The sequence below is a fragment of the Paenibacillus sp. OK003 genome (assembly GCF_900109515.1).
Classification (GTDB): Bacteria; Bacillota; Bacilli; order Paenibacillales; family Paenibacillaceae; genus Paenibacillus; species Paenibacillus marchantiae.
The window spans coordinates 135,568-155,313 of sequence record NZ_FOBD01000008.1 but is presented as its reverse complement, the minus strand read 5'-3'; the positions used below and the strand labels follow the sequence as shown (position 1 = coordinate 155,313).

16 protein-coding genes are annotated in these 19,746 nt (G+C 51.0%); 11 read left to right on the top strand and 5 right to left on the bottom strand.

Annotated elements, in window-relative coordinates:
• Positions 1 to 30: 30 nt before the first annotated feature.
• The 7 genes from BMW94_RS14300 (at position 31) to BMW94_RS14270 (ending at position 9,166) form a co-directional block, all read left to right on the top strand.
• A complete protein-coding gene (locus tag BMW94_RS14300) occupies positions 31 to 1,008 on the top strand; it encodes an ABC transporter ATP-binding protein (RefSeq protein ID WP_072734891.1) in 978 nt (325 codons plus the stop codon).
• Complete coding sequence (locus BMW94_RS14295) at positions 1,005 to 1,967, top strand: ABC transporter ATP-binding protein (protein ID WP_090999325.1); 963 nt, start codon at positions 1,005 to 1,007, stop codon at positions 1,965 to 1,967. The genes BMW94_RS14300 and BMW94_RS14295 overlap by 4 nt, the downstream gene beginning before the upstream one ends.
• 256 nt (positions 1,968 to 2,223) lie before the next feature.
• Positions 2,224 to 2,676 (top strand): chemotaxis protein CheW, encoded by a 453-nt coding sequence (locus BMW94_RS14290; protein WP_090999323.1) that lies wholly within the window; start codon positions 2,224 to 2,226, stop codon positions 2,674 to 2,676.
• 284 nt (positions 2,677 to 2,960) lie between these two features.
• Entirely contained in the window at positions 2,961 to 6,164 is a 3,204-nt protein-coding gene (locus BMW94_RS14285; RefSeq protein WP_090999321.1) for a DEAD/DEAH box helicase, read from the top strand.
• Positions 6,165 to 6,410: 246 nt separating this feature from the next.
• Positions 6,411 to 7,232 carry a hypothetical protein gene (locus BMW94_RS14280; RefSeq protein WP_090999320.1) on the top strand — a complete coding sequence of 274 codons (822 nt, stop codon included), beginning with the start codon at positions 6,411 to 6,413 and terminating at the stop codon, positions 7,230 to 7,232.
• Between the two features lie 317 nt (positions 7,233 to 7,549).
• Entirely contained in the window at positions 7,550 to 8,521 is a 972-nt protein-coding gene (locus BMW94_RS14275; RefSeq protein WP_090999317.1) for a M15 family metallopeptidase, read from the top strand.
• Positions 8,522 to 8,743: 222 nt separating this feature from the next.
• Positions 8,744 to 9,166 (top strand): RidA family protein, encoded by a 423-nt coding sequence (locus BMW94_RS14270; RefSeq protein WP_090999316.1) that lies wholly within the window; start codon positions 8,744 to 8,746, stop codon positions 9,164 to 9,166.
• 163 nt (positions 9,167 to 9,329) lie between these two features.
• Here BMW94_RS14270 and BMW94_RS14265 read toward each other — a convergent pair whose 3' ends face one another.
• Positions 9,330 to 10,403 (bottom strand): copper amine oxidase N-terminal domain-containing protein, encoded by a 1,074-nt coding sequence (locus BMW94_RS14265; protein WP_175480693.1) that lies wholly within the window; start codon positions 10,401 to 10,403, stop codon positions 9,330 to 9,332.
• Positions 10,404 to 10,686: 283 nt separating this feature from the next.
• On the opposite strand from BMW94_RS14265, the gene BMW94_RS14260 reads away from it, so the two are divergent.
• Both BMW94_RS14260 and BMW94_RS14255 read left to right on the top strand, forming a co-directional pair.
• A complete protein-coding gene (locus tag BMW94_RS14260) occupies positions 10,687 to 11,163 on the top strand; it encodes a GNAT family N-acetyltransferase (RefSeq protein ID WP_090999312.1) in 477 nt (158 codons plus the stop codon).
• A gap of 38 nt (positions 11,164 to 11,201) precedes the next feature.
• Positions 11,202 to 12,272, top strand: a complete 1,071-nt coding sequence (locus tag BMW94_RS14255) for a Gfo/Idh/MocA family protein (RefSeq protein WP_090999310.1) — start codon at positions 11,202 to 11,204, stop codon at positions 12,270 to 12,272.
• Positions 12,273 to 12,387: 115 nt separating this feature from the next.
• On the opposite strand, the gene BMW94_RS14250 is transcribed toward BMW94_RS14255, so the two are convergent.
• The 3 genes from BMW94_RS14250 to BMW94_RS14240 all read right to left on the bottom strand — a co-directional run bounded on the left by BMW94_RS14250 (position 12,388) and on the right by BMW94_RS14240 (position 16,808).
• The gene (locus BMW94_RS14250) at positions 12,388 to 13,428 is read right to left on the bottom strand and encodes a zinc-binding alcohol dehydrogenase family protein (protein ID WP_254790237.1); all 1,041 of its coding nucleotides are present in this window, start codon (positions 13,426 to 13,428) and stop codon (positions 12,388 to 12,390) included.
• 216 nt (positions 13,429 to 13,644) lie between these two features.
• Complete coding sequence (locus BMW94_RS14245; RefSeq protein ID WP_090999309.1) at positions 13,645 to 14,013, bottom strand: hypothetical protein; 369 nt, start codon at positions 14,011 to 14,013, stop codon at positions 13,645 to 13,647.
• A 116-nt stretch (positions 14,014 to 14,129) separates the two neighbouring features.
• The gene (locus BMW94_RS14240) at positions 14,130 to 16,808 is read right to left on the bottom strand and encodes a UvrD-helicase domain-containing protein (protein ID WP_090999307.1); all 2,679 of its coding nucleotides are present in this window, start codon (positions 16,806 to 16,808) and stop codon (positions 14,130 to 14,132) included.
• Positions 16,809 to 17,154: 346 nt separating this feature from the next.
• Between BMW94_RS14240 and BMW94_RS14235 the strand changes: the two genes are divergently transcribed.
• Positions 17,155 to 17,946 (top strand): zinc ribbon domain-containing protein, encoded by a 792-nt coding sequence (locus tag BMW94_RS14235; protein ID WP_090999305.1) that lies wholly within the window; start codon positions 17,155 to 17,157, stop codon positions 17,944 to 17,946.
• A gap of 73 nt (positions 17,947 to 18,019) precedes the next feature.
• Positions 18,020 to 18,811, top strand: coding sequence for a TrmB family transcriptional regulator (locus BMW94_RS14230; RefSeq protein WP_090999303.1), 792 nt, complete (start codon positions 18,020 to 18,022; stop codon positions 18,809 to 18,811).
• A gap of 170 nt (positions 18,812 to 18,981) precedes the next feature.
• Here the strand turns inward: BMW94_RS14230 and BMW94_RS14225 are convergent, their stop codons facing one another.
• The gene (locus BMW94_RS14225; protein WP_090999301.1) at positions 18,982 to 19,689 is read right to left on the bottom strand and encodes an NUDIX hydrolase; all 708 of its coding nucleotides are present in this window, start codon (positions 19,687 to 19,689) and stop codon (positions 18,982 to 18,984) included.
• Between the last annotated feature and the right edge of the window lie 57 nt (positions 19,690 to 19,746).

Below are 19,746 nucleotides of genomic sequence, written 5' to 3'. Positions count from 1 at the left end.
CAGAACGTAATGGCATGGGAGGGGAACAACATGACTGAACTGCTCGAAGTTTCGGATTTGCGGACAGAGTTCATCACGGATGCAGGCGTGATCCGCGCCGTGGACGGGATCAGTCTTTCCATACGGCAGGGTGAAACGCTGGGTATTGTCGGAGAATCGGGATGCGGGAAAAGTATTACTTCGTTATCAATCATGCAGCTGCTCCCCAAAAAGATCGGCCGCGTGGCTTCAGGGGAGGTCCGTTTCCAGGGGAAAGACATGCTTAAGCTGTCCGGGCGAGAAATTCGCCGAATTCGGGGTAACCGAATGGCCATGATCTTTCAGGAGCCGATGACCTCGCTCAATCCGGTATTCAAAATCGGCAAACAAATCTCCGAAGCGGCGCGATACCATCTGAAGCTGGGCAAAAAAGAGGCTTGGGCACGGTCGGTTGATATGCTTCGCAAAGTCGGAATTCCCCGTCCTGACAAAATTGCAGAACAATACCCGCACCAGCTCTCAGGTGGCATGCGCCAGCGGGTGATGATCGCCATGGCGATGGTATGCAGCCCGCAGTTGCTCATCGCGGATGAACCAACAACAGCCCTGGATGTGACCATCCAGGCACAGATTCTGGACTTGATGCGTGACCTCCAGCGGACGGAGAATATGGCAATCATGATGATCACCCATGATCTCGGTGTTGTAGCTGAGATGTGTGATCGCGTCATGGTGATGTATGCCGGACAAGTGGTGGAAGAGACGGATGTCAAAACCCTTTTTGCCGATCCCAAGCATCCATATACTCGCGGTCTACTCGCTTCGCTGCCGCAGCTTGCAGGGGATCAGGATCGTCTTCAATCCATTCCAGGTCAGGTGCCGAATCCGGCCCATATGCCGTCCGGCTGTCGTTTTGCTCCTCGTTGTCCGGTGAAGGAAGCACGGTGCGAGACGATACAGCCCGAATTACTGGAGACAGCACCAAGCCACAGCTGCCGCTGTCTGCTGCAACAGGAGGGGATTATATGAGTGCGATATTGGAAGTCAGAAACCTCAAAAAGCATTATCCTATCCGCAAAGGCCTGTTCTCCAAACAGGTCGGTGCCGTCAAAGCCGTCGATGGTGTAACGTTGTCTGTGGAGCGCGGGGAAACACTCGCCGTGGTTGGAGAGTCCGGTTGCGGAAAATCCACCACGGGGCGTGCCATTCTGCGCCTGATTGAACCGACGGATGGCGAGGTGTTCTTCGAAGGCAAGGATTTACGGAAGCTTCCGCCAGAAGAGCTGCGCCGTTTCAGAACGGATATGCAGATGGTGTTCCAGGACCCGTACGCCTCACTTGATCCCCGCTGGACGGTACAGCGCACACTGGAGGAGCCGCTGCTCACCCACCATAATCTGAAAAAAAACGAGTTGAAAAGCCGAATCGAAGAACTGATGGAAGTGGTCGGATTATCCCCCTATCAGGCACACCGCTTTCCGCACGAGTTCTCGGGTGGACAACGGCAACGGATCGGGATTGCCCGTGCTCTCGCTTTGAATCCCAAATTCATTGTGTGTGACGAGCCAGTGTCAGCGCTGGATGTGTCCATTCAGGCACAGGTGCTGAACTTGATGCAGGATCTACAGGAACAATTCGGACTGACGTATATGTTCATCTCTCATGACCTGTCCGTCGTTAAGTTCATCAGTGATCGTGTGGCTGTCATGTATCTGGGCAAAGTGGTCGAGCTTGCACCCACCTCCGAACTGTTCACCGAAGCGCTGCATCCATATACCAAAGCATTGATGTCCGCTGTTCCGGTTCCTGATCCGAATGTGCAAAAGGAACGCATTGTCCTGGGCGGCGATGTGCCCAATCCGGAAAATCCGCCGTCCGGCTGCACGTTTCATACCCGTTGTCCGTATGTGAAGGACGAATGCCGCTCCGTGATCCCGGAGCTGCTTGAGATTTCACCAGGACGCCAGGTGGCGTGTCATTTGTATTAGAGTGATCTTTCGAACTGGAAAATACGTTCAAAAAATGCAAACAAAACTCCAGTTTACTTGGAGCTCTGTTTGCATTTTTCTTTTTTTATCTTCTCTGCTGCTCTTATTTCTGACGATAGAAACTACATATTGAGAAATGGGTAAAAATTTATCTCGCTTCAACCGATATAAACACAGAGAATGCAACATGAAATGTAATGATTCATGATCAAGATGACTATAAAAAGCTTCTTATGAAACTGAAGACAAGAAGGGTATGAAAACATTTATGGATGAGGAAGTTCAAGTTCAATATATTAATTTTTCGGTCGGAAATCAGATTTGTGCGCTTCGTATTGATGAAGTTCATGAAATTATCAAAATGCTCCCTGTAACCACCGTTCCTTTTGGCAGTCCTGAGATTAAGGGTTTCACGCCCTTGTACGGCAAAGTGGTCTCTGTTGTAAGTGTACGCGTCCTGCTCGGCATGCCTGACGAGGAGCCTACACCTTCCACGCGTATCATTGTTGTGCCGTACCACGACGCTTATGTACCGCTCGTCGTCGATTCCGTCGATTCCGTGGTGATGTATGATCGGTTCGAAGAGCCTACGGAAGAATATCGTCGTTACACAGCGGGAATATTCAAGGAAATCGCACACAATGCCGATCATGAGGCGGGTATTCTTAATTTGGATGTATTGCTCGGTAATTTAACCAAATCACAGTAAACGCAACGCTGAAATGTTATATACAAAACACATATCCGCTTGATTTGATAATGCTCCTTACCCCTTTTTGGGGACGAGGGGCATTTTTAGTGTGATCACCTTATCGTTGAATGCAATGACGTGGTGTGTTTCACCTTTTAACAGCCATACATAATATAGTATGAAGTGGTTTGAAGATGGTTTTTCGAAGTGATGTAGCACTTTTTATGCGTAAACGTTTTTAAATCCGAGCATTTTCGTATATGATGGAGAGTAACAATGCGAAGGGATGACGGGAGACTGTAATGATGCAATCGCTGTATGGAGTATGGCTTGGTGACGTATTTTTTTGTTTTTCCGGTGAAACATCGGAGCCACGTGTGGATGCGTGGAGCCACGTGGTACGGAAGCTGAATTTTGGCGACGGGGGTCGTCTGTTTCAGCCTGCCGCTCTGCGTCTTGCGGAGCTTCGTTGGCCCAATCCGATGCGTAATGCCGCGGAAGCGAAGGGTACGAAGCGACGCCAATTGCTCGGACGGACGTTGGAGGGGCTGGCAATCTCGCCCAAAGATACATTCAAGCTGCTGCTCCATTGGGACGACAGTATATTGAATGCGGCAGGAATTCAGGCCGGAGAAGAGATTCGCTACTGGGTAAAAGCAGCACAGTTTACACAGGAACTGCTGCTGCGTGGAGAATTTGCTCCATCCGCTGAGTTTGCGGCCAAGACGGGTGCGCGTCGGCGCACCGGACAGGAAACACTGACGGGCGTATGGCGTCCACGTTTGTTGCAGGAAGCGGATGTGGAACGATTCCGGGAATTGGCGGAATCCATGCCGCCGATCGGATTGTCTGCACCCGGAGCATACGCATCTTCTGAACCGGAATCACGGGAGGAAGCGGGAGCAGCTGTATTATTTTCATTTATGAGCGGAATGGTTCATGCGGTTGTCACGGGTGAGATGGAAAGCATGGACAGTGAGCTGTCTCGTTACCGTACGCCTTTCCGGCGTGGCTCTTCTCCGGTAGCAGAGCTGTGGTGGAATAGTCTGATCTCGATGTTCCGCCCGGTGACGGTGCAGGGACCTACGGAGGAAATGGCAGAACTCATTGTAACGCTGCAAGAAGCTGGCGGTACAGCGAAACCCGTGGTAGGCAGTGAAGAAACGGCTCCCACGGAAGGTGAGCTGAAGCTGGTACTGCGGCTGGAACCGCCCCTTGGTGATCATGAATCATTGTGGGGGATTACCTTCTGGGCGGACAGTGTGCAGGAATCTGGGCTGAGATTGCCTGCACGTACGATCTGGGCGCATCCTGAACGAGATCTGGACCGAGGCAAAGTACGTTATATATCAGCTGCAGAACAGCTCCTGATGGCGCTGGGGCATGCATCAGAACTGGCACCGGAGCTGGAAACGGCGCTTCTTCATGCACGACCGGAAGGAATGAAGCTGGAACAGCAAGCCTTTTTTGAATTTCTGACCTATGCTGTGCCTCGTCTGCAGAAGGCGGGAGTAACCGTGTTGATGCCTTCCCGCTGGAGCCGCGCAGGGAAACGCCGCGCTGGACTACGTCTGCAAATGCTCAATCGTGGAATAGAAAGACCGGTTGGAGCCCCGTCTGCACTGGGCATGGAGCAGTTGGTTGCCTTCAAGGCGGAACCGATGCTGGACGGCAAACCGGTTACGGCGGAGGAGCTGGCTGCCCTTGCAGAAGCAACGGTGCCTTATGTGATGTTCCGCGGCGAATGGATTGAAGTGGATACAAAAGAAATTCGCCAGGTTCTGCGTTATATGAAAAAAGAAGAAGAACAATATATGCCACTCTCCGAATGGCTGCATCTGGCAGCGGAAGAAGGCGAAGATACGGCATGGAAGGGACTTTCCGTCTTTGGGGCGGAATCCGAAGGGCTACTGTCCTTTTTGCTCGACGGACAGGTGCTCCGCAGTATTGAGCCTCGTCAGGTTCCGGCAGAGCTGCATGGCGAGTTGAGACCCTATCAAGAGCGGGGGTACCAATGGTTATCCGCCATGCGTGAGCTTGGGTTCGGAGTATGTCTTGCCGATGATATGGGACTGGGGAAAACAATTCAGGTTATTACCTGCCTGCTGGACTTGAAACATGAGGAACAGCAAGCCGCGGCGGAGGAAGCACGTGAGCACGAAGCGTTTATGGGGATGGAGGAAGAGTCAGCGAACGGTGTACAGCCGCATGTGCATGATGCGCATCTGCCTGCACTTATTGTGTGTCCTACCTCGCTGCTTGGGAACTGGCAGCGTGAGCTGAAGCGGTTTGCCCCGAATCTGTCGTTATATATTCACCATGGCGGACAACGGTTGCACGGCAATGCCTTCCAGGCAGAAGCGCAGTCCCATGATATTGTGCTGACGACCTATCATCTGGCTGGCCGGGATGGCCCGGATCTGGCTTCGTTGCACTGGTCTACCGTTGTGCTGGATGAGGCGCAATATATTAAAAATTACCGTACAAAGCAAGCGCAAAGCGTGATGCGTCTGTCTACGCCGCATCGCATTGCGATGACGGGTACGCCAGTGGAGAATCGACTAAGCGAGCTGTGGTCCATTTTCCAATTCCTCAATCCGGGGTATCTGGGTACGGCTTCTTCATTCCGCCAGCGCTATACCGGACTGGGCCCATCCGAAGAAAATGCAGCTTCTTTGCGTGAGCTTCATCGGCTTGTATCGCCCTTTATGCTGCGCAGACTGAAAAGTGATCCGGATATCCGCAAGGATCTGCCGGAGAAGCTGGAACTGAAATCCTATTGTTCCCTGACACCAGAGCAGACCGTTCTGTATCAGCGGGTGGTGGATGATCTGATGGGCGGATTGGATGGACGAAACGGTATCGCTCGTAAGGGAATAGTGTTGTCATCCCTGACCAAGCTGAAGCAAATCTGTGATCATCCGGTGCTGGCGGACAGCAGCCGGAAGGAACATGGCAAGGCTGAGGCATCCGGCAAAATGGAACGTCTTCTGGAATTGGTGGATGCAATCCGTGACAACGGGGAGTCGGCGCTGATTTTCACTCAGTATGTGGCGATGGGGGAACTGCTCGTATCCCGGCTTACACAAAGGTATGAGGAAGAACCGTATTTCCTGCATGGCGGTGTTTCGAAGTCGCAAAGGGATGATATGGTGGAAACCTTCCAAAAAGGGGAGGGTCCATCCTTGTTTGTCCTGTCTCTTCGTGCCGGAGGTGTGGGCCTGAATCTGACGCGTGCCAGTCACGTCGTTCACTACGACCGGTGGTGGAATCCTGCGGTGGAGAATCAGGCGACAGACCGGGTATTCCGGATTGGGCAGAATCGAAACGTACAGGTGCATAAGCTGATCTGTCAGGGAACCCTGGAGGAACGGATTGATGAGCTGATTGAGAGTAAAAAGGCACTTTCTGAGCAAGTGGTCGGTTCCGGTGAAAACTGGTTGACCGAGATGTCGGATGATGAACTGCGCGGTCTGATCTCGCTTCAGGGCGAGACATGGCTGTAAGTTGCTATATAAGTTCAACTAATGAATATTTACACTGGCACTCCGATGACAGAACAACCTTCCGATCGCTGTTATCCCCAGATTTCTTTAATTCCTTTATAAAAGGGGAAATCCGGGGATAAAGGCGAACGCTTTGCTTCTTCAGGTTATTTCTGTCCTCTCCGTTATTGTGTAAATGTTTAGTTAAACATATATAGATACACACTCACATACATGAAGAGTGTAATCATAGGAAGGGGGATTGTTGTGAGCGAAAAATGGAATGTAGAGCTGCATATGTCCCCCGGTGGATGGACAGCAGAAGTAAGTGCGGTGGTTGATGCAAGCAAAGAGGCATTAGCCGCCCCAGGCAAGAATGAATCAGCCGAAGACTTGTTCACGGTAACAGGCACGCTGCCACAGCTCAGTGAAGCTGAACGCGAGGCTGTGCTGGCACAGCTGCGCAAGCGTCCGCTCGCGCTGTACGCGCTGCTGCGCGGCGGCCCTGCCCCGGCGGAGCTCGCCGGGCTGCTGCCGCGGCATGCGCCAAGCGAGGCCGTGCCGGGCACGGCAGCCGCTGGCGGCTCGCTGAGCGCGGGCGGCGCAGCGGCGTGCACCTGCGGCCGCACGGGCTGCGCGCATGCCGCGGCCGCTGAGCGCGCCGTTGCCGCGCGCTTCGCGGCCGAGCCGCTGCTGCAGCTGGCGCACGCCGGCCTGCCGCGCGAAGCGCTGCTCGCCGGCGTGCTGGGATCATGGGCGGAGGAACTCGCCCATGATCCCAGCGGCCCCGGCCGCGCAGCCGAAACGGCCGGCCGCCCGCAGGCGCGGGGCGGCGAAGGCGGCGCAGCCGTCGGCGAGTGGATCGCCGAGGCAGCCGCGGACGGCGCCATGCACCAGCCGGGGCCTGGCTTCGGCGCCGTGAAGGTGCGGCTGGCGCAGCCGGGGAAACCCCCGGCAACGCCGGAACTGGCGGCGCTGCTGCCAGGCGTGCCTGCCACCGCAGGGCTGGCATTGATCCGCGAGCGCGTAGCTGCGCGGATGTGGGAGGCTGTCCAAAAGAAGAAGAAGGACAGCCCGGCAACCAAATGATGCACCATTGCGAGCGGGGGAGATCTCAGATCATCCCCCGCTTGTTTGTGATGTGCATCGGCATAATTCTTTTTATCCAAAATGGATATATACATTTCTAATTCGCTTCTATGGCGTTGAACCTTGGGATAGGGCTCTAAAAGTCCAAAAAACGACCGTACAAGCTGTACACCCGGCATATCTTTAGGATGACCTCCTCTCAAGGAGGTCTTTACCGGTGGAGCTTCGCTGCAATTTAAGGTATACTGTCGCAGGGGAAGACAAGCCCACATGCACGAATACTGCAATCATTATTACTATGCGATAGGAGTTTTTACATGAAATTACGTACAGGACGACAGCGCCAAGTTGCGGTTATGCTGTCCTCACTTATGATATGCGGAGCTTTGTTATCCGCTTGCCAGGACGGTTCGGGCTCAGAGGAGAACCAGAATCTGAACGCAGCAGGAAGCGCACAGCAAGAGTCGGACGGTACCACGGTTCATTTGACTGAGGATACTGGCAAGGATGGCAATAACACAGGTGGGGATGACAGCTCATCTTCGGACAATAACAATGATGATACGGATAGTGGTTCCGGCGATGCTTCAACTGGGGGAGAGGGTTCTTCTGACGCAGGCAATGGAGCCACAGCAGAGGATCCCCTAATGGAGAAACGCAGCATTAGCGCGCTGCAAACGACGATTGATGCACAAGCGGTAGTGACCAATTCAGAAGCGATGACAGTGATCGTTAACAAACAGCGCAGCTTGCCAGAAGGATATGAGCCGGATGATCTGGTTGAGCCTAACGTACCGTTTTCCTTCGACGGGCCGCATGAAAAGCGCCATATGCGCAAGGAAGCTGCTGAGGCGTTGGAGAAGCTGTTCGCCGGTGCCAAAGCGGACGACATTGAGCTTCGTGCGGTATCTGGATATCGTTCTTATCAGCGTCAGGTTTCAATCTATAACAACAATGTCAAAACCAAAGGTCAAGAATACACGGATCGTGTTAGCTCTGTGCCAGGCCACAGCGAACATCAGACCGGACTAGCGATTGACGTTTCCAGTCCAAGTGTAGGCAACGCCATAGAAGAGGTGTTTGGCACATCGAAAGAAGGCCAGTGGTTGGCTGAGCATGCAGCAGAATATGGGTTCATCATCCGTTATCCAAAAGGTGAGGAAGGGATAACCGGCTATGTGTACGAGCCATGGCATATTCGCTATGTCGGCACTGATCTGGCTCCTGATGTTGTGAAAAGTGGACTGACACTTGAAGAATACTTTGATGAGGCTAATATCAAGCTGTAAGCCTGGTGCTTCATCTTTTGATTGAAGACTAGGATCTCAATTTCATAGAGCCCCTGAATGATTCACCCTTGTCCAAGGCACGGGAGATCACTCCAGGGGCTTTTTGGTTTGAGCTAAATTCAGTTATATCCTATTTTATTTGCTTGTTCAGCAGGTCGGCAGGCTGATATAATTCATGTTTAATCAGGAGTCCAAATCACATGTAAAGCGAGGGGAAGCAGAATGAACAGACAGCAGGTGTTTACCGGTTCTCCATGGGAGCCACTTGTAGGATATTGCCGTGCCATTCGTGTTGGCAACCGCATTGAGGTTGCGGGTACTACAGCCATGCAGGATGGTGTTGTGGTTGGAGCAGGTGATCCATATGCACAGACGAGATTTATTTTGCAGACCATCGAAAATGCACTGAAAGAATTGGGGGCAGACATGTCTCATGTCGTGAGAACCCGCATGTTTGTTACTGACATTTCCCGGTGGGAAGAAGTGGGCAAGGCTCATGGTGAATTTTTTGGTCAGATCCAGCCTGTCGCTACGATGGTGGAGGTTAGTGCACTCATTGATCCTTTGCTGATGGTAGAGATTGAGGTAGAAGCGATTGTTGAAGCAGAAGCTGAAGTGGATGCCGAAATAACAATAACGGAATAGAGCTATTACGTACATATATATATAAATGCAGGATCGAGAAATAACCTTACCCCAACCTCCATGAAGGAGGATCGTGGGATAAGGTTATTTCTGCATTAATATAGTGTGGTCTAGATCTGCTGTGCTCTACGCATAAAGAAGGCTAGCCTTCTTTTCTGGCAGCTTATTTCGCTTCAGGTTGATCGGCTGGTGTTTCGATTACTACTTTCCAAGCCGTTCCGATTGGAGGCAGGCTGCGAGTCAGGACCGGGCTATAGAAACCAATCACTTTGGCCCCTTTGGTCAGTTCCTCTGGTTTGATCGTTTCCCCTTGATGATTCACCAGTTTTGTATCTTTGCTAATGTTAAGGATAACATGGTCAGGTGCTGTCTCTGTCAGACGGGAGCCGGAGATCTCGATCTGAGTACCATGATCTTCTGTTGTTTTTACATTTTCAATCGTGCCTGCTGTACCCAGAACTTCTTTGGGTTGTGCTTCGGATTCCGAAGCAGCAGTATCCAGTACAGTGACTTTGTAAGTAGGTGTTTGAGGCGGTAAACTGAGGGTTGCAATCTCTGAATGCTCAGCTTCCACGTTTATGCCAATGGTCAGATCAGTAAGCTTGATATCTTTGCCATCCGCGGATTTGAACACGGTATCTTCACCAACATTAAGGACGATACCATCTGTACCTGCACCGCCGATATGGATGGATTGATATTTGCCTTCACTGTTAATTCCCGTAATGACCCCACGCTCAGTAACGGTTTTCACATCCTCTTCACTGGAGATGGTTACTTGGTTACCTGTTGTATTCACTTGTGCGTGCAGTACTTTATCTGCAAAAGAAGCGGGTACAAACAGTGTGCCATTTGTGATCTCAGGCGCTGTTCCCAGCTTAAGCAGCATTTTATTAACTGAATACTGGTCTTTGCCTGTGGTAACGATTGTCCAGAGGGTACCCTTTGTCAGCTCAGCAGATTTGTTTTCCTTGTTCCATTTCAGTTCAATGCCAAGAGCTTCTGTGAGATCACGCAGCGCGATCATGGGTTCTTGACCATCCTTGTTCCAATATCCGTCAGCCATCGTTGCACCGTTCACAGATACTTTTACAGCTTCAGTTCCTTTGCTATCGGCTGATACGGAAGTTGAATTGATGGGCTGAATGCTGTCCAGGTTTGCTGCGTATGCCGCTCCCCCGCCCAGGGCCAAGGACAGGACCATCAGGGCGCTAACTTTTTTCATGTTGTTGTTCATCGTTGATTTCATCCCTTCTCATCTTGGTTATGACGCGGTAAACTCCTAGTAAGGCCACGTTCCAACCTTATAGACGGGACAACTTCGTCCAGTGTTGCACTTTGAGGTAAATAATGTGAGCAGCATGTTAGTCTATTATTTGAAAAACAGACCACATTGCCGGTTATAAGAAGCAGGATGCGGTTAAGGATCAATGAGTGGAGAACGTGTGATTCAGACTTTGAATTAACCCTGGATTACATGGGGGTGTGGTACGTCCAAATATGAGGAGGGGGGTAATCATATGAGTGATATGTTGGTTGCGCTTTACCATTTGCCAGAGCAAGAGAGTGGACTGAAGAAGTTGGAGGAGTCCTCCATTGTCATCCGAAGAGCCATCGCACCAGAGAAGCAGGTTGTGCTGGATTGGGTGAGATCCCATTTTAGCCAGCCCTGGGTGGATGAATGTGATGTAGCTTTTGCACGTCAACCCGTGACTTGTTATATTGCAATTGAGCATGGGAAAATGATCGGCTTCGCTTGTTATGAAGCAACGTGTCGTAATTTTTTTGGTCCAACGGGTGTTGGTCAGGAGGCACGGGGCAAAGGTGTTGGTACAGCACTGCTGCTGGCCTGTATGCACGCCATGAAGGCAGATGGTTACGCATACGCGATTATTGGATCGGCGGGACCCGTTGATTTCTATGCTCAGACTCTGGGGGCCGTGAAGATCGAAAATTCAACCCCAGGGATTTACAAAGGCATGCTCCGGGCAGACTAGACGATATTCATGTTCTGGAAAAGGAAGGGAGGAAGAAGATGACCACGAGCAAAATGCTGCATATTGGCATGATCGGCACAGGCTCCATCTCGGATCTTCATATGAGGTGTTATGCCAAGAACGAGAATGCCGTCATTTACGCCATCTGTGACTTGAACGAACAGCGTGCAGCCGCGGCTGCTGAGAAGTATGATGCACAAACAGTCTACACCGATTATCGCGAGATGCTGAAGGATCCGCATGTGGATGCCGTTAGTATCTGTACATGGAATAATACGCATGCCGAATTTGCGATCGCTGCCCTGGAGGCAGGTAAACATGTGCTGCTGGAAAAACCGGTAGCAACCAATGTGGAAGATGCGCTGCGGATTGAAGAGGCGGTGAAGAAAAGCGGATGTACCTTTATCGTGGGCTTTGTGCGTCGTTATGACAACAATATGCAGATGATGCGCAGTTTCATTGATGCGGGTGAGTTTGGTGAGTTGTACTATGCCAAAGCCTCTATCCTGCGTCGCTTGGGAAATCCTGGAGGATGGTTTGCGGACAAAAACCGTTCCGGCGGTGGCCCGCTCATTGATCTTGGCGTACATATTATCGACCAATGCTGGTACCTGATGGGCAAACCGAAACCTGTTTCGGTGAGTGGCAATACGTATCGAAAACTGGGCAATCGTGCCCATATCGAGCATCTTTCTTTTTACAAAGCCGCAGATTACAGTTCCGCTGTCAACAATGTGGAGGATATGGCGAATGCGCTGATCCGCTTCGAGAATGGGGCTTCTTTGGCGGTAGATGTGAGCTTTACCCTGCATGCACGTGGGGAAGAATCTTCAGTCCGATTGTACGGCGAGCGTGGTGGGTTTGAGCTGGAGCCCGAGACGCTAATTGTCACCGAGAAACACAATACGATTCTGAACATTGAACCTCAGACTGACTATAAAGGTCTAGATATTCACGGCGCCTTCCAGAACCAGATTGATCACTTTGTGGATTGCTGTCTGAATGGTACCGAGCCCATTAGTCCCATTGCGGATGGTGTGGCTTCGACAAGGATGTTATGCGGAATCTACGAGTCAGCCGAAAAGGGCCGGGAGATCCGTCTGGACTGATATAGAGATTGAATCTAACGTGGTGTTAAAGGGTGTTGTTTCTCCATCTTATCAATGGAGAGACAACACCCTTTGGTAGATTCATTGATCGTGATCAGACGAAACGGATGTACATTTAATTTTCAAACCCTTCCAACACGATTTTGCCAATCGCAGTGCCTGATTTGCTCTTTCGGTAGGCTTCCAGCAGGTTAGCTGCATTAATAGGTTTAATCCGCTCGGCCATCGTTGTATGAATCTTGCCCGCATCCACTAGATCTGCAATTTCATTAAGTAGAAGATGTTGTTCAATCATATCATCTGTCTGGAACATCGGACGGGTGAACATCATTTCCCAAACGAGTGTTACGCTTTTTGAGAATAACTTTTGAAGTTGGGCTGGTTTTTCGAAGGGTAGAATGGAGCAAATTTTTCCTTGCGGCAAAATAACTTCTGCCATCTCATCCATATGCTCATCTATATGATTTAGCACGAAAATATATTGTACACCAGCGAGTCCGAGATCTTTAAGTTGTGGTCCAAATGGTTGATGATGGTTGATCACATGGTCTGCTCCGTTTGATTTTACCCAAGAGACTGATTCGGGACGAGAGGCAGTTGCTATAACTTTAAGTCCAGCGAGCTTGGCTAATTGAGTAGCAATCGATCCGACGCCTCCCGCTGCCCCGATAATAAGCATACTTTTACCCTCATTATCCGATGCATTTCTGGAAATGCCCAAGCGTTCATAAAAAGCTTCTCCTGCCGTAAGGCTTGTCAGAGGTAAAGCTGCCGCCTGGGCGAAATCCAGATTTTTCGGCTTTTTGCCTACAATTCGTTCATCCACTAAATGAAACTCACTGTGTCCGCCTGGGCGCATGTTGCTCCCTGCATAATACACCTCGTCACCAACGTTGAACAAATGGCAATCGGAGCCAATGTCCACTACCACACCCGCTACATCACGACCAGGCACGGTCAGGGATAAATCGTCCGGATGTTTGGAAAGATGCGATCTCCAATCCGTCGGATTAACAGACACCGCCTTCACCTCAACGAGTAAATCCTGACCTGTAGGTTTGGGTTTCTCCACTTCTACCTCCTGAAATGGCGGTATGTCAGTCTCTGACCCAGGCTCGTAATATCCGAACGCTTTCATCATGATTGGATTTTCCATCGCTATAGTTATCCTCCTCGCAGAAATAAGTTTATATATATAAAAATATATATAAACATATATCATAATATCAAAAATAAACAGTAGTATCATTTTTGGTTTATAGTATTAATAATGATACTATTGGAGTTAAATTTATAAAAAAGACTCCCACCACTCCTGAAGCAGACAGGTCGTCTGGTTTCATCGGAGCGAGGAAGTCTTTGTGAAAAAAGTTCATTTATTCAGCGGTGAGTTCTCATACCCCGGATCATCATAATCTGTATCTTGCAGCCGCGAAAGTACGTTCATGCTTTCAATCGCCTGCCGGGTATCCGGAGTGCCATGGTCGTAAAGAAACGTGTACAGCAACGTCATGCCATCTGAGAATTGTTCTGTAGCCTCGTCATGATCCGCCGATTTGTAGGGTACCGGAGCTCGTTGCAATGTATAAGCATCTTCATCCTCCAGCACTTTCATCAGGTCTTTCAGCCGATTTAACTGTTCATCGTTCACCATGACTTCAAACGGAGTTGATTCGTTCTTGGTCTGTTCAATAAGATTATGGGTTACCGATACATAGTAATGCTTTTTGCCGTCCTGCATAATCCAACCTCCATTCTAAAATGGAAAAAAGACGCTTCTACTGTTAATAAACAGCAGGAAGCGTCCTGAAACGAATGGCACTCGTTTACCTATTTTATTCATTAGAGTATCCGGGTTTATCTTCCGAACCGCCCGGTCACGGGAACCTTCCGGGTGCTGGCCTCCATGGTGCCTGAACATAGCGGACAAGCCGGAGGACCAGAGGTCGCCTTTTTGGATGGCTTGGCAGAAGCACCATCCGGTTTTTGGCGCAGCCACGCTTTGCAGGTGGACGAGCTGCACTTCCAGATCGCTACGGTCTCCGTGCGTTCTGCACCTGAGGAATGCGACCCCGAACTGCTGGAGGACGAAGCGGTCTGACTTACACCTGTGGTGCTGAACGCCGTGTGATTGCGAATCACCCCGCTGCCGCGCCGCTCACTGAGACGATCCTCGTCTCGTTCATCGAGTACTTCAAAATCACGCTGATCACTTTGACGGATCGCGCTGCGCTGATCTGCACTTCGTAGATCTGCACCACGCTGAACTGGACTCACTGCATCCCGTCCCTGCGGCCGCGAACCTGAACGGGCGTATGCTGCATTTCCACTTCTAGTTCTACTCTCATTGCCGTTAGCTTTACCATTCGTGTTCCCGTTACCCTTCCAGAAGCTGCTACCGATGCCGTATGACGCGTGATTGCCAGTCGGGCTTTCCTCGCGGTTTTTGCGTTTGTCTGGTACCTCCATGCCGAAGGCCTCCAGCAGAAAGCGGGAAACGTCCGCCGGTTTTCCGTGATGACTGGCGGGAGAAGTGATGTATAAATACTGTTTGGCCCGTGTGATTGCGACATAGGCGAGACGTCGCTCCTCTTCCAGAGCCATGTCCAGTTCGGCATCGGTCTGCTGCACCGTAAGAGCAGCCTTCTGGTCTTCAGGGATATCCTGCCGCAGTGCCGTGCTGTGAGGCACGATTCCTTCGCTGGCCCCGATCCAGTATACACATGGGAATTCAAGTCCCTTGGCCCGGTGAATCGTCATCAGTTGGACTGCATCGCTGTCCTGAGAACGGCGCAGTGATTCCATCTCGCGGTGTCTGCGGGACAGTTCATCGGCGAATTGGATGAACTCTTCAACGGTTTCGAATTTTTTGGCCGCCGCTTCGAATTCGTCTAGTGTCTCCAGCATCGTTTCCTTATAGTGAGTAAAGATGCTGGGATCACCGCTTTCCATATACTTGTCGTAAAACTGGCGGCGCATCTCCTGGATCGCGATCACCGGTTTCAGCTTCGTCAGCGATTTGATCAGCTTGATGCGTTCCTTGACCTGTTCCTGCTGAAAAGGCTTCAGCTTGTCCCATTTGGCCAGATGGATGAGCGGATATTTCTTCGCCTGCTGCTCTTCACTGCGCTGAATCCACTCCAGTCCGGCATCGCGGGATACATAGAGAGGCCCAAGCGCACTCGGCAGAGCATCTGCAGCACGTGGATTCAGAGACAAGCGCATATGATCCATCAACGGTCGAATCAGTGACTGGTCATAGAAGACCGGGGAAGCGCCGTGTTGTACAAACGGCACATCTTTCAACACAAGCTGCTCAAATATAGCCCGACTGCTGCTGGCTGTCCGGTGCAGGATCGCGATATCCCGATACGTATGCAGACCTTCCTCAACTTGCTGACACAACTGGTTAACAACCCAAGCTGCTTCTTCCTCGGCATTGGAGGGGGTTGCGAACCGGGGCGCATCACCGCGATGTCCGGCTGCGCGCAGCCGCTTGTCACGTCTTCGTTTGTTCCGGGCGACCAATTCACTGCCCAGTCCCAGAATACGCGCATCGCTGCGGTAGTTGATATCCAGCGTCACGATGCGTGCACCGGGGTAAACTTTATCGAATTCCAAAATGGATTCCTGCCGTGCCCCATTAAACGTATAGATCGTCTGGTCATCGTCTCCCACAACCATCAGGTTGCGGTGGGCGGCAGCCAGCTTTTGTACAATTTCATATTGCAGACTGTTCGTATCCTGGAACTCATCGACCATGATGTACTGGAAACGCTGCTGAAGCGGCCCCAGTACAGCAGGATCACGAAGCAGAGCGGCGGCTCGCAGCAAAATATCATCAAAATCCATTTTGTTGCGATCCCGCTTCCATGCTTCATAACCAAGGAGAACACGTTTGGCATCCCGTTCCTCCTGTGATTTTTCAGGAAGATCGCTCGTCTCTGAGCCTTGCATTTTCCAAGCGGACAGCATGGCTAGCAGACTCTCAGGTTGAAACGCCTCACTCATGCCATTCTGGCGCAGGAGCATCTTGAGCACCGTATGCTGCGCACGGGACTCGCCAAAAATCTCCTCCTGCACGCCGTAATGACGCAGCAGCGTCAACGCGAACGAGTGGAATGTACGGGCCTGCACCGCTCGTGCGGCTGCGGGACGAATGCCAGGCAGCGATGCGATGCGGTCTTTCATCTCAGTGGCAGCTTTGTTTGTGAACGTCACCAGCAGGATGCTTCCCGCGTGAGCACCACCAACCTCCATCAGGTAGCCAGCTCGTGCAGCCAGTACGGTTGTTTTGCCGCAGCCAGCTCCTGCGAGAGTCAGCAGGGGTCCTTTGCCGTGGCGAACCGCTGAGATCTGGGGTCCGTTCAGACGGATGCCCACCTCTTCCAGAGAGCGGAAATAAGGCGCATCCCGTTCATCGCTGCCCACGAGCTGTCTACTGGTTTCCAGCGGAGCTGAGGGAGATTGTGGCAGGGATGCCGCCGGGGTAACCCCGAGCGGACGGGGGTAAAACGTTGAGTTCGGACTTAACATCATTCATCCACCTCTATATGCATTCAGGGATAGGACTATCCCGGCTTAAAAGTAATTCATTTGCCCTTTTCACAATCGCATTGTAAATTGGTATGATAGGGATAACCGCCCAAGTAGGCGGATCAGCAGGGCCAAAGCTTCATTATACCCGAACGTATGGTCCTGACGAAAGCCCCCGAATTCATCCAGCATCGGCAGAAAACGGGCATTCACGCGAGATTTCGCAACTTTTTGGCATGATATCGTATAAGTTATATACTATAAAAAATCAAATGAAAATGGGTTTTGGAACAAATGGGTGTTGAATCAAAAGGTTCAACTCTGACGGGACAGAGGAGGAGAAGTCATGAAACTGCTTCAGCGAATTAAGAACGGAGCAAACAAAGCAACAGAGCGTGCCCAGCACGCCGTTGAGATCGGAAAAATAAATAATCAGATTGTGGGCTTGCAGCAGGAACAGGAAGTCCATTTTACAGATATGGGTCGTATCTTCTATGAAGGTTATCGGGCAAAGGACATGACGCGTGCCGAAAAAGAGATGGTGGATCTATCGGGGCTGTGCGATGAATTGCAGGATGAGATTGATGGTCTGCGAAACAAGATTGCACAACTCAAAAATGAACGCTTATGCGAGTGTGGACACGTCGCTTCACTGGACGCCAACTTCTGTCCGAAATGCGGACGCAAGTTGGGTGAATTCAAACCCGCAGCAGCATCTGTAGGGGCGACAAACCCTGCGAGACAGGAAGCAGCCGTGGCCCAAAGCCAGGAGCGACCAATCTATGATGCGCCTGCTGAAGAGGAACTGGAGGAAGCTGAGCCGTATCACACGGTAATTCCGTCCATTGCGGACCTGGAGACCGAATCCGAGTATAACAGTACGGAGTTTACCCAAGAGGAAAAGGAAGCCTTCGATGCCGAGTGGGAACGCCGTCGGGATGAAGAAATGCAACGGGAGCGTGAGCGCCAGCAGGAGCTGGATGAGCGCATTAGGTACTGGAAAGAAAATAATCCGATTGTAGACACGGTGGACGTACAGACTGAAGTGCCACGAGAAATGGTGAATTGTCAGATTTGTGCAGCAGAGCTGCCTAAAGGTTCGAAATGGTGCCCACGCTGCGGAGCAGAACAGATCTGATCTGATGCAGTAGACGCGCTGCTGAATCATTGTGTGGCAGCGCTGGTTGCTTACAGCATGGGGGGACGGGAATATGGACCAACTGCTGCATCATTTGCGTCATCTGGGGTTTACCGAGATGGAATCTAAAATTATGGTGGAACTCGCTCGCCAAGGCTCGGCCTCGGGATATGAGGTTGCGAAAAGGCTGGGTGTGTCCCGTTCCAATGTATATGCCACCCTGCAACGGCTGGAACAGCGGGGATTCCTGCGTTGCAGCGCAGGAGAACCTGCGAAATACAGCGTCTTGAAGCCTGAGGAGATGACAAGCATGATCTCCGGTCAGATGCGCGCATCTCTTGAATATGTGCAGAGCAGTATGCCGCAGCATGAGCCGGAGAAGCCGGTCTTTTACAACATTGAAGGCGACAAAAATGTATTTGAAAACCTGAGCCGGGAACTGGCTGAAGCCAAACATGAGATTGTGGTGGACGTGTGGCGTGAGGAAGCAGAGCTGTTGCGTGCCGACTTGCAGCGTGCCGAAGACCGAGGCGTGCGCCTGTTATGGTCATGTGATGGTGGAGAGGGTATTATGGATCAGCCCGCTCCGTGGCCTGGTTTGCCTTCATTCGGCGCTGGGAATGGCCGGAAGTTCTCTTTAGTGGTCGATCGTCGTTGGTGTATGTTAGGGATGCGCGGAGAATCTTGCGCGACTCAGGCGATGGTGACAGAACATCCGGTTATGACTGGACTGCTGCTGAATCATTTTGCTCAGGAATTAGTGTTGTATGAGCTGGAGCAAGACATGGGCGATGAACTGGAGTCTCGTTACGGACCTCGATACCAACACCTCTCAGCACGTTATTGGTCTGTACCTTCAGAGTGAGTATGAACTCCAAAATACATGATTAAAGGAAGCAGGCGTTGCCATGAGGCAGACGCCTCTTCATGCTAGTTAACAGAAGCAGTGATGTTCATCACAGCAAATGCTCCCTGTTGAGCTAATGTAATAGGGTATGAATTCATGCTATTTTTGAGAAAATGAAGCTATGAACGTCACTTTATCATAGGCAAAATTCGTTCGTTTTTGGGCAAGTGAACTAACGCTTCAAGTACATCGATATAATATTCCGTACCGTGTGGCACGAACTCGGCTGCTCTAATTTCACGCATGTGACGTGCTTGAACGGGAAGAGGAACAGAGTTTCCATTTACCTGATCCACCTGATCGGACGCTGACTGCACGGCTTGCACTCCTGTGGCTTGAATTACATGGGTTTCACCACGGAACAAGGCAATCAGGTCATCCAAAGGTACTTCGTATAGGCTGTCGACTTCGCTTGCCTGCAAGGTATAGGCTTCGAGAGGCTGGTTCAAGCACAGCCCAAAGACGGAGCTGAATTCCCGATCGATAAAAGGTACACCGCGAACCTGCCCTTCAAGTTGCTGTCTTGCCGTCAAAAGGTAGGTCAGCGTTTCAAAAGGTGCTTGCACGCCCAGTTCTTCCTCAAGCTCACGACTGGCTTCATGCAGCTGTTCGCCGGCAGTGAGATGCCCTGCTGCTGTAATGTCGTAACATCCGGGGAAGGTATCCTTGATATCCCGTCTTCGCTGAAATAGAACCAACCGCTGTGAACCTTCGTCCCGCACGATCCAGCAGTGGAATGAACGGTGCCAGAATCCTTTGGCATGGACCACACTTCGAAGCTCTGTACCGATCCAATTTTGCTGATCGTCGTAAATATCGAAACGTTCTGGGGTCATGATACGTATCTCCTTATATATCAAGTTTTAAAGTTCTAAATTTCACAAAGTATGTTT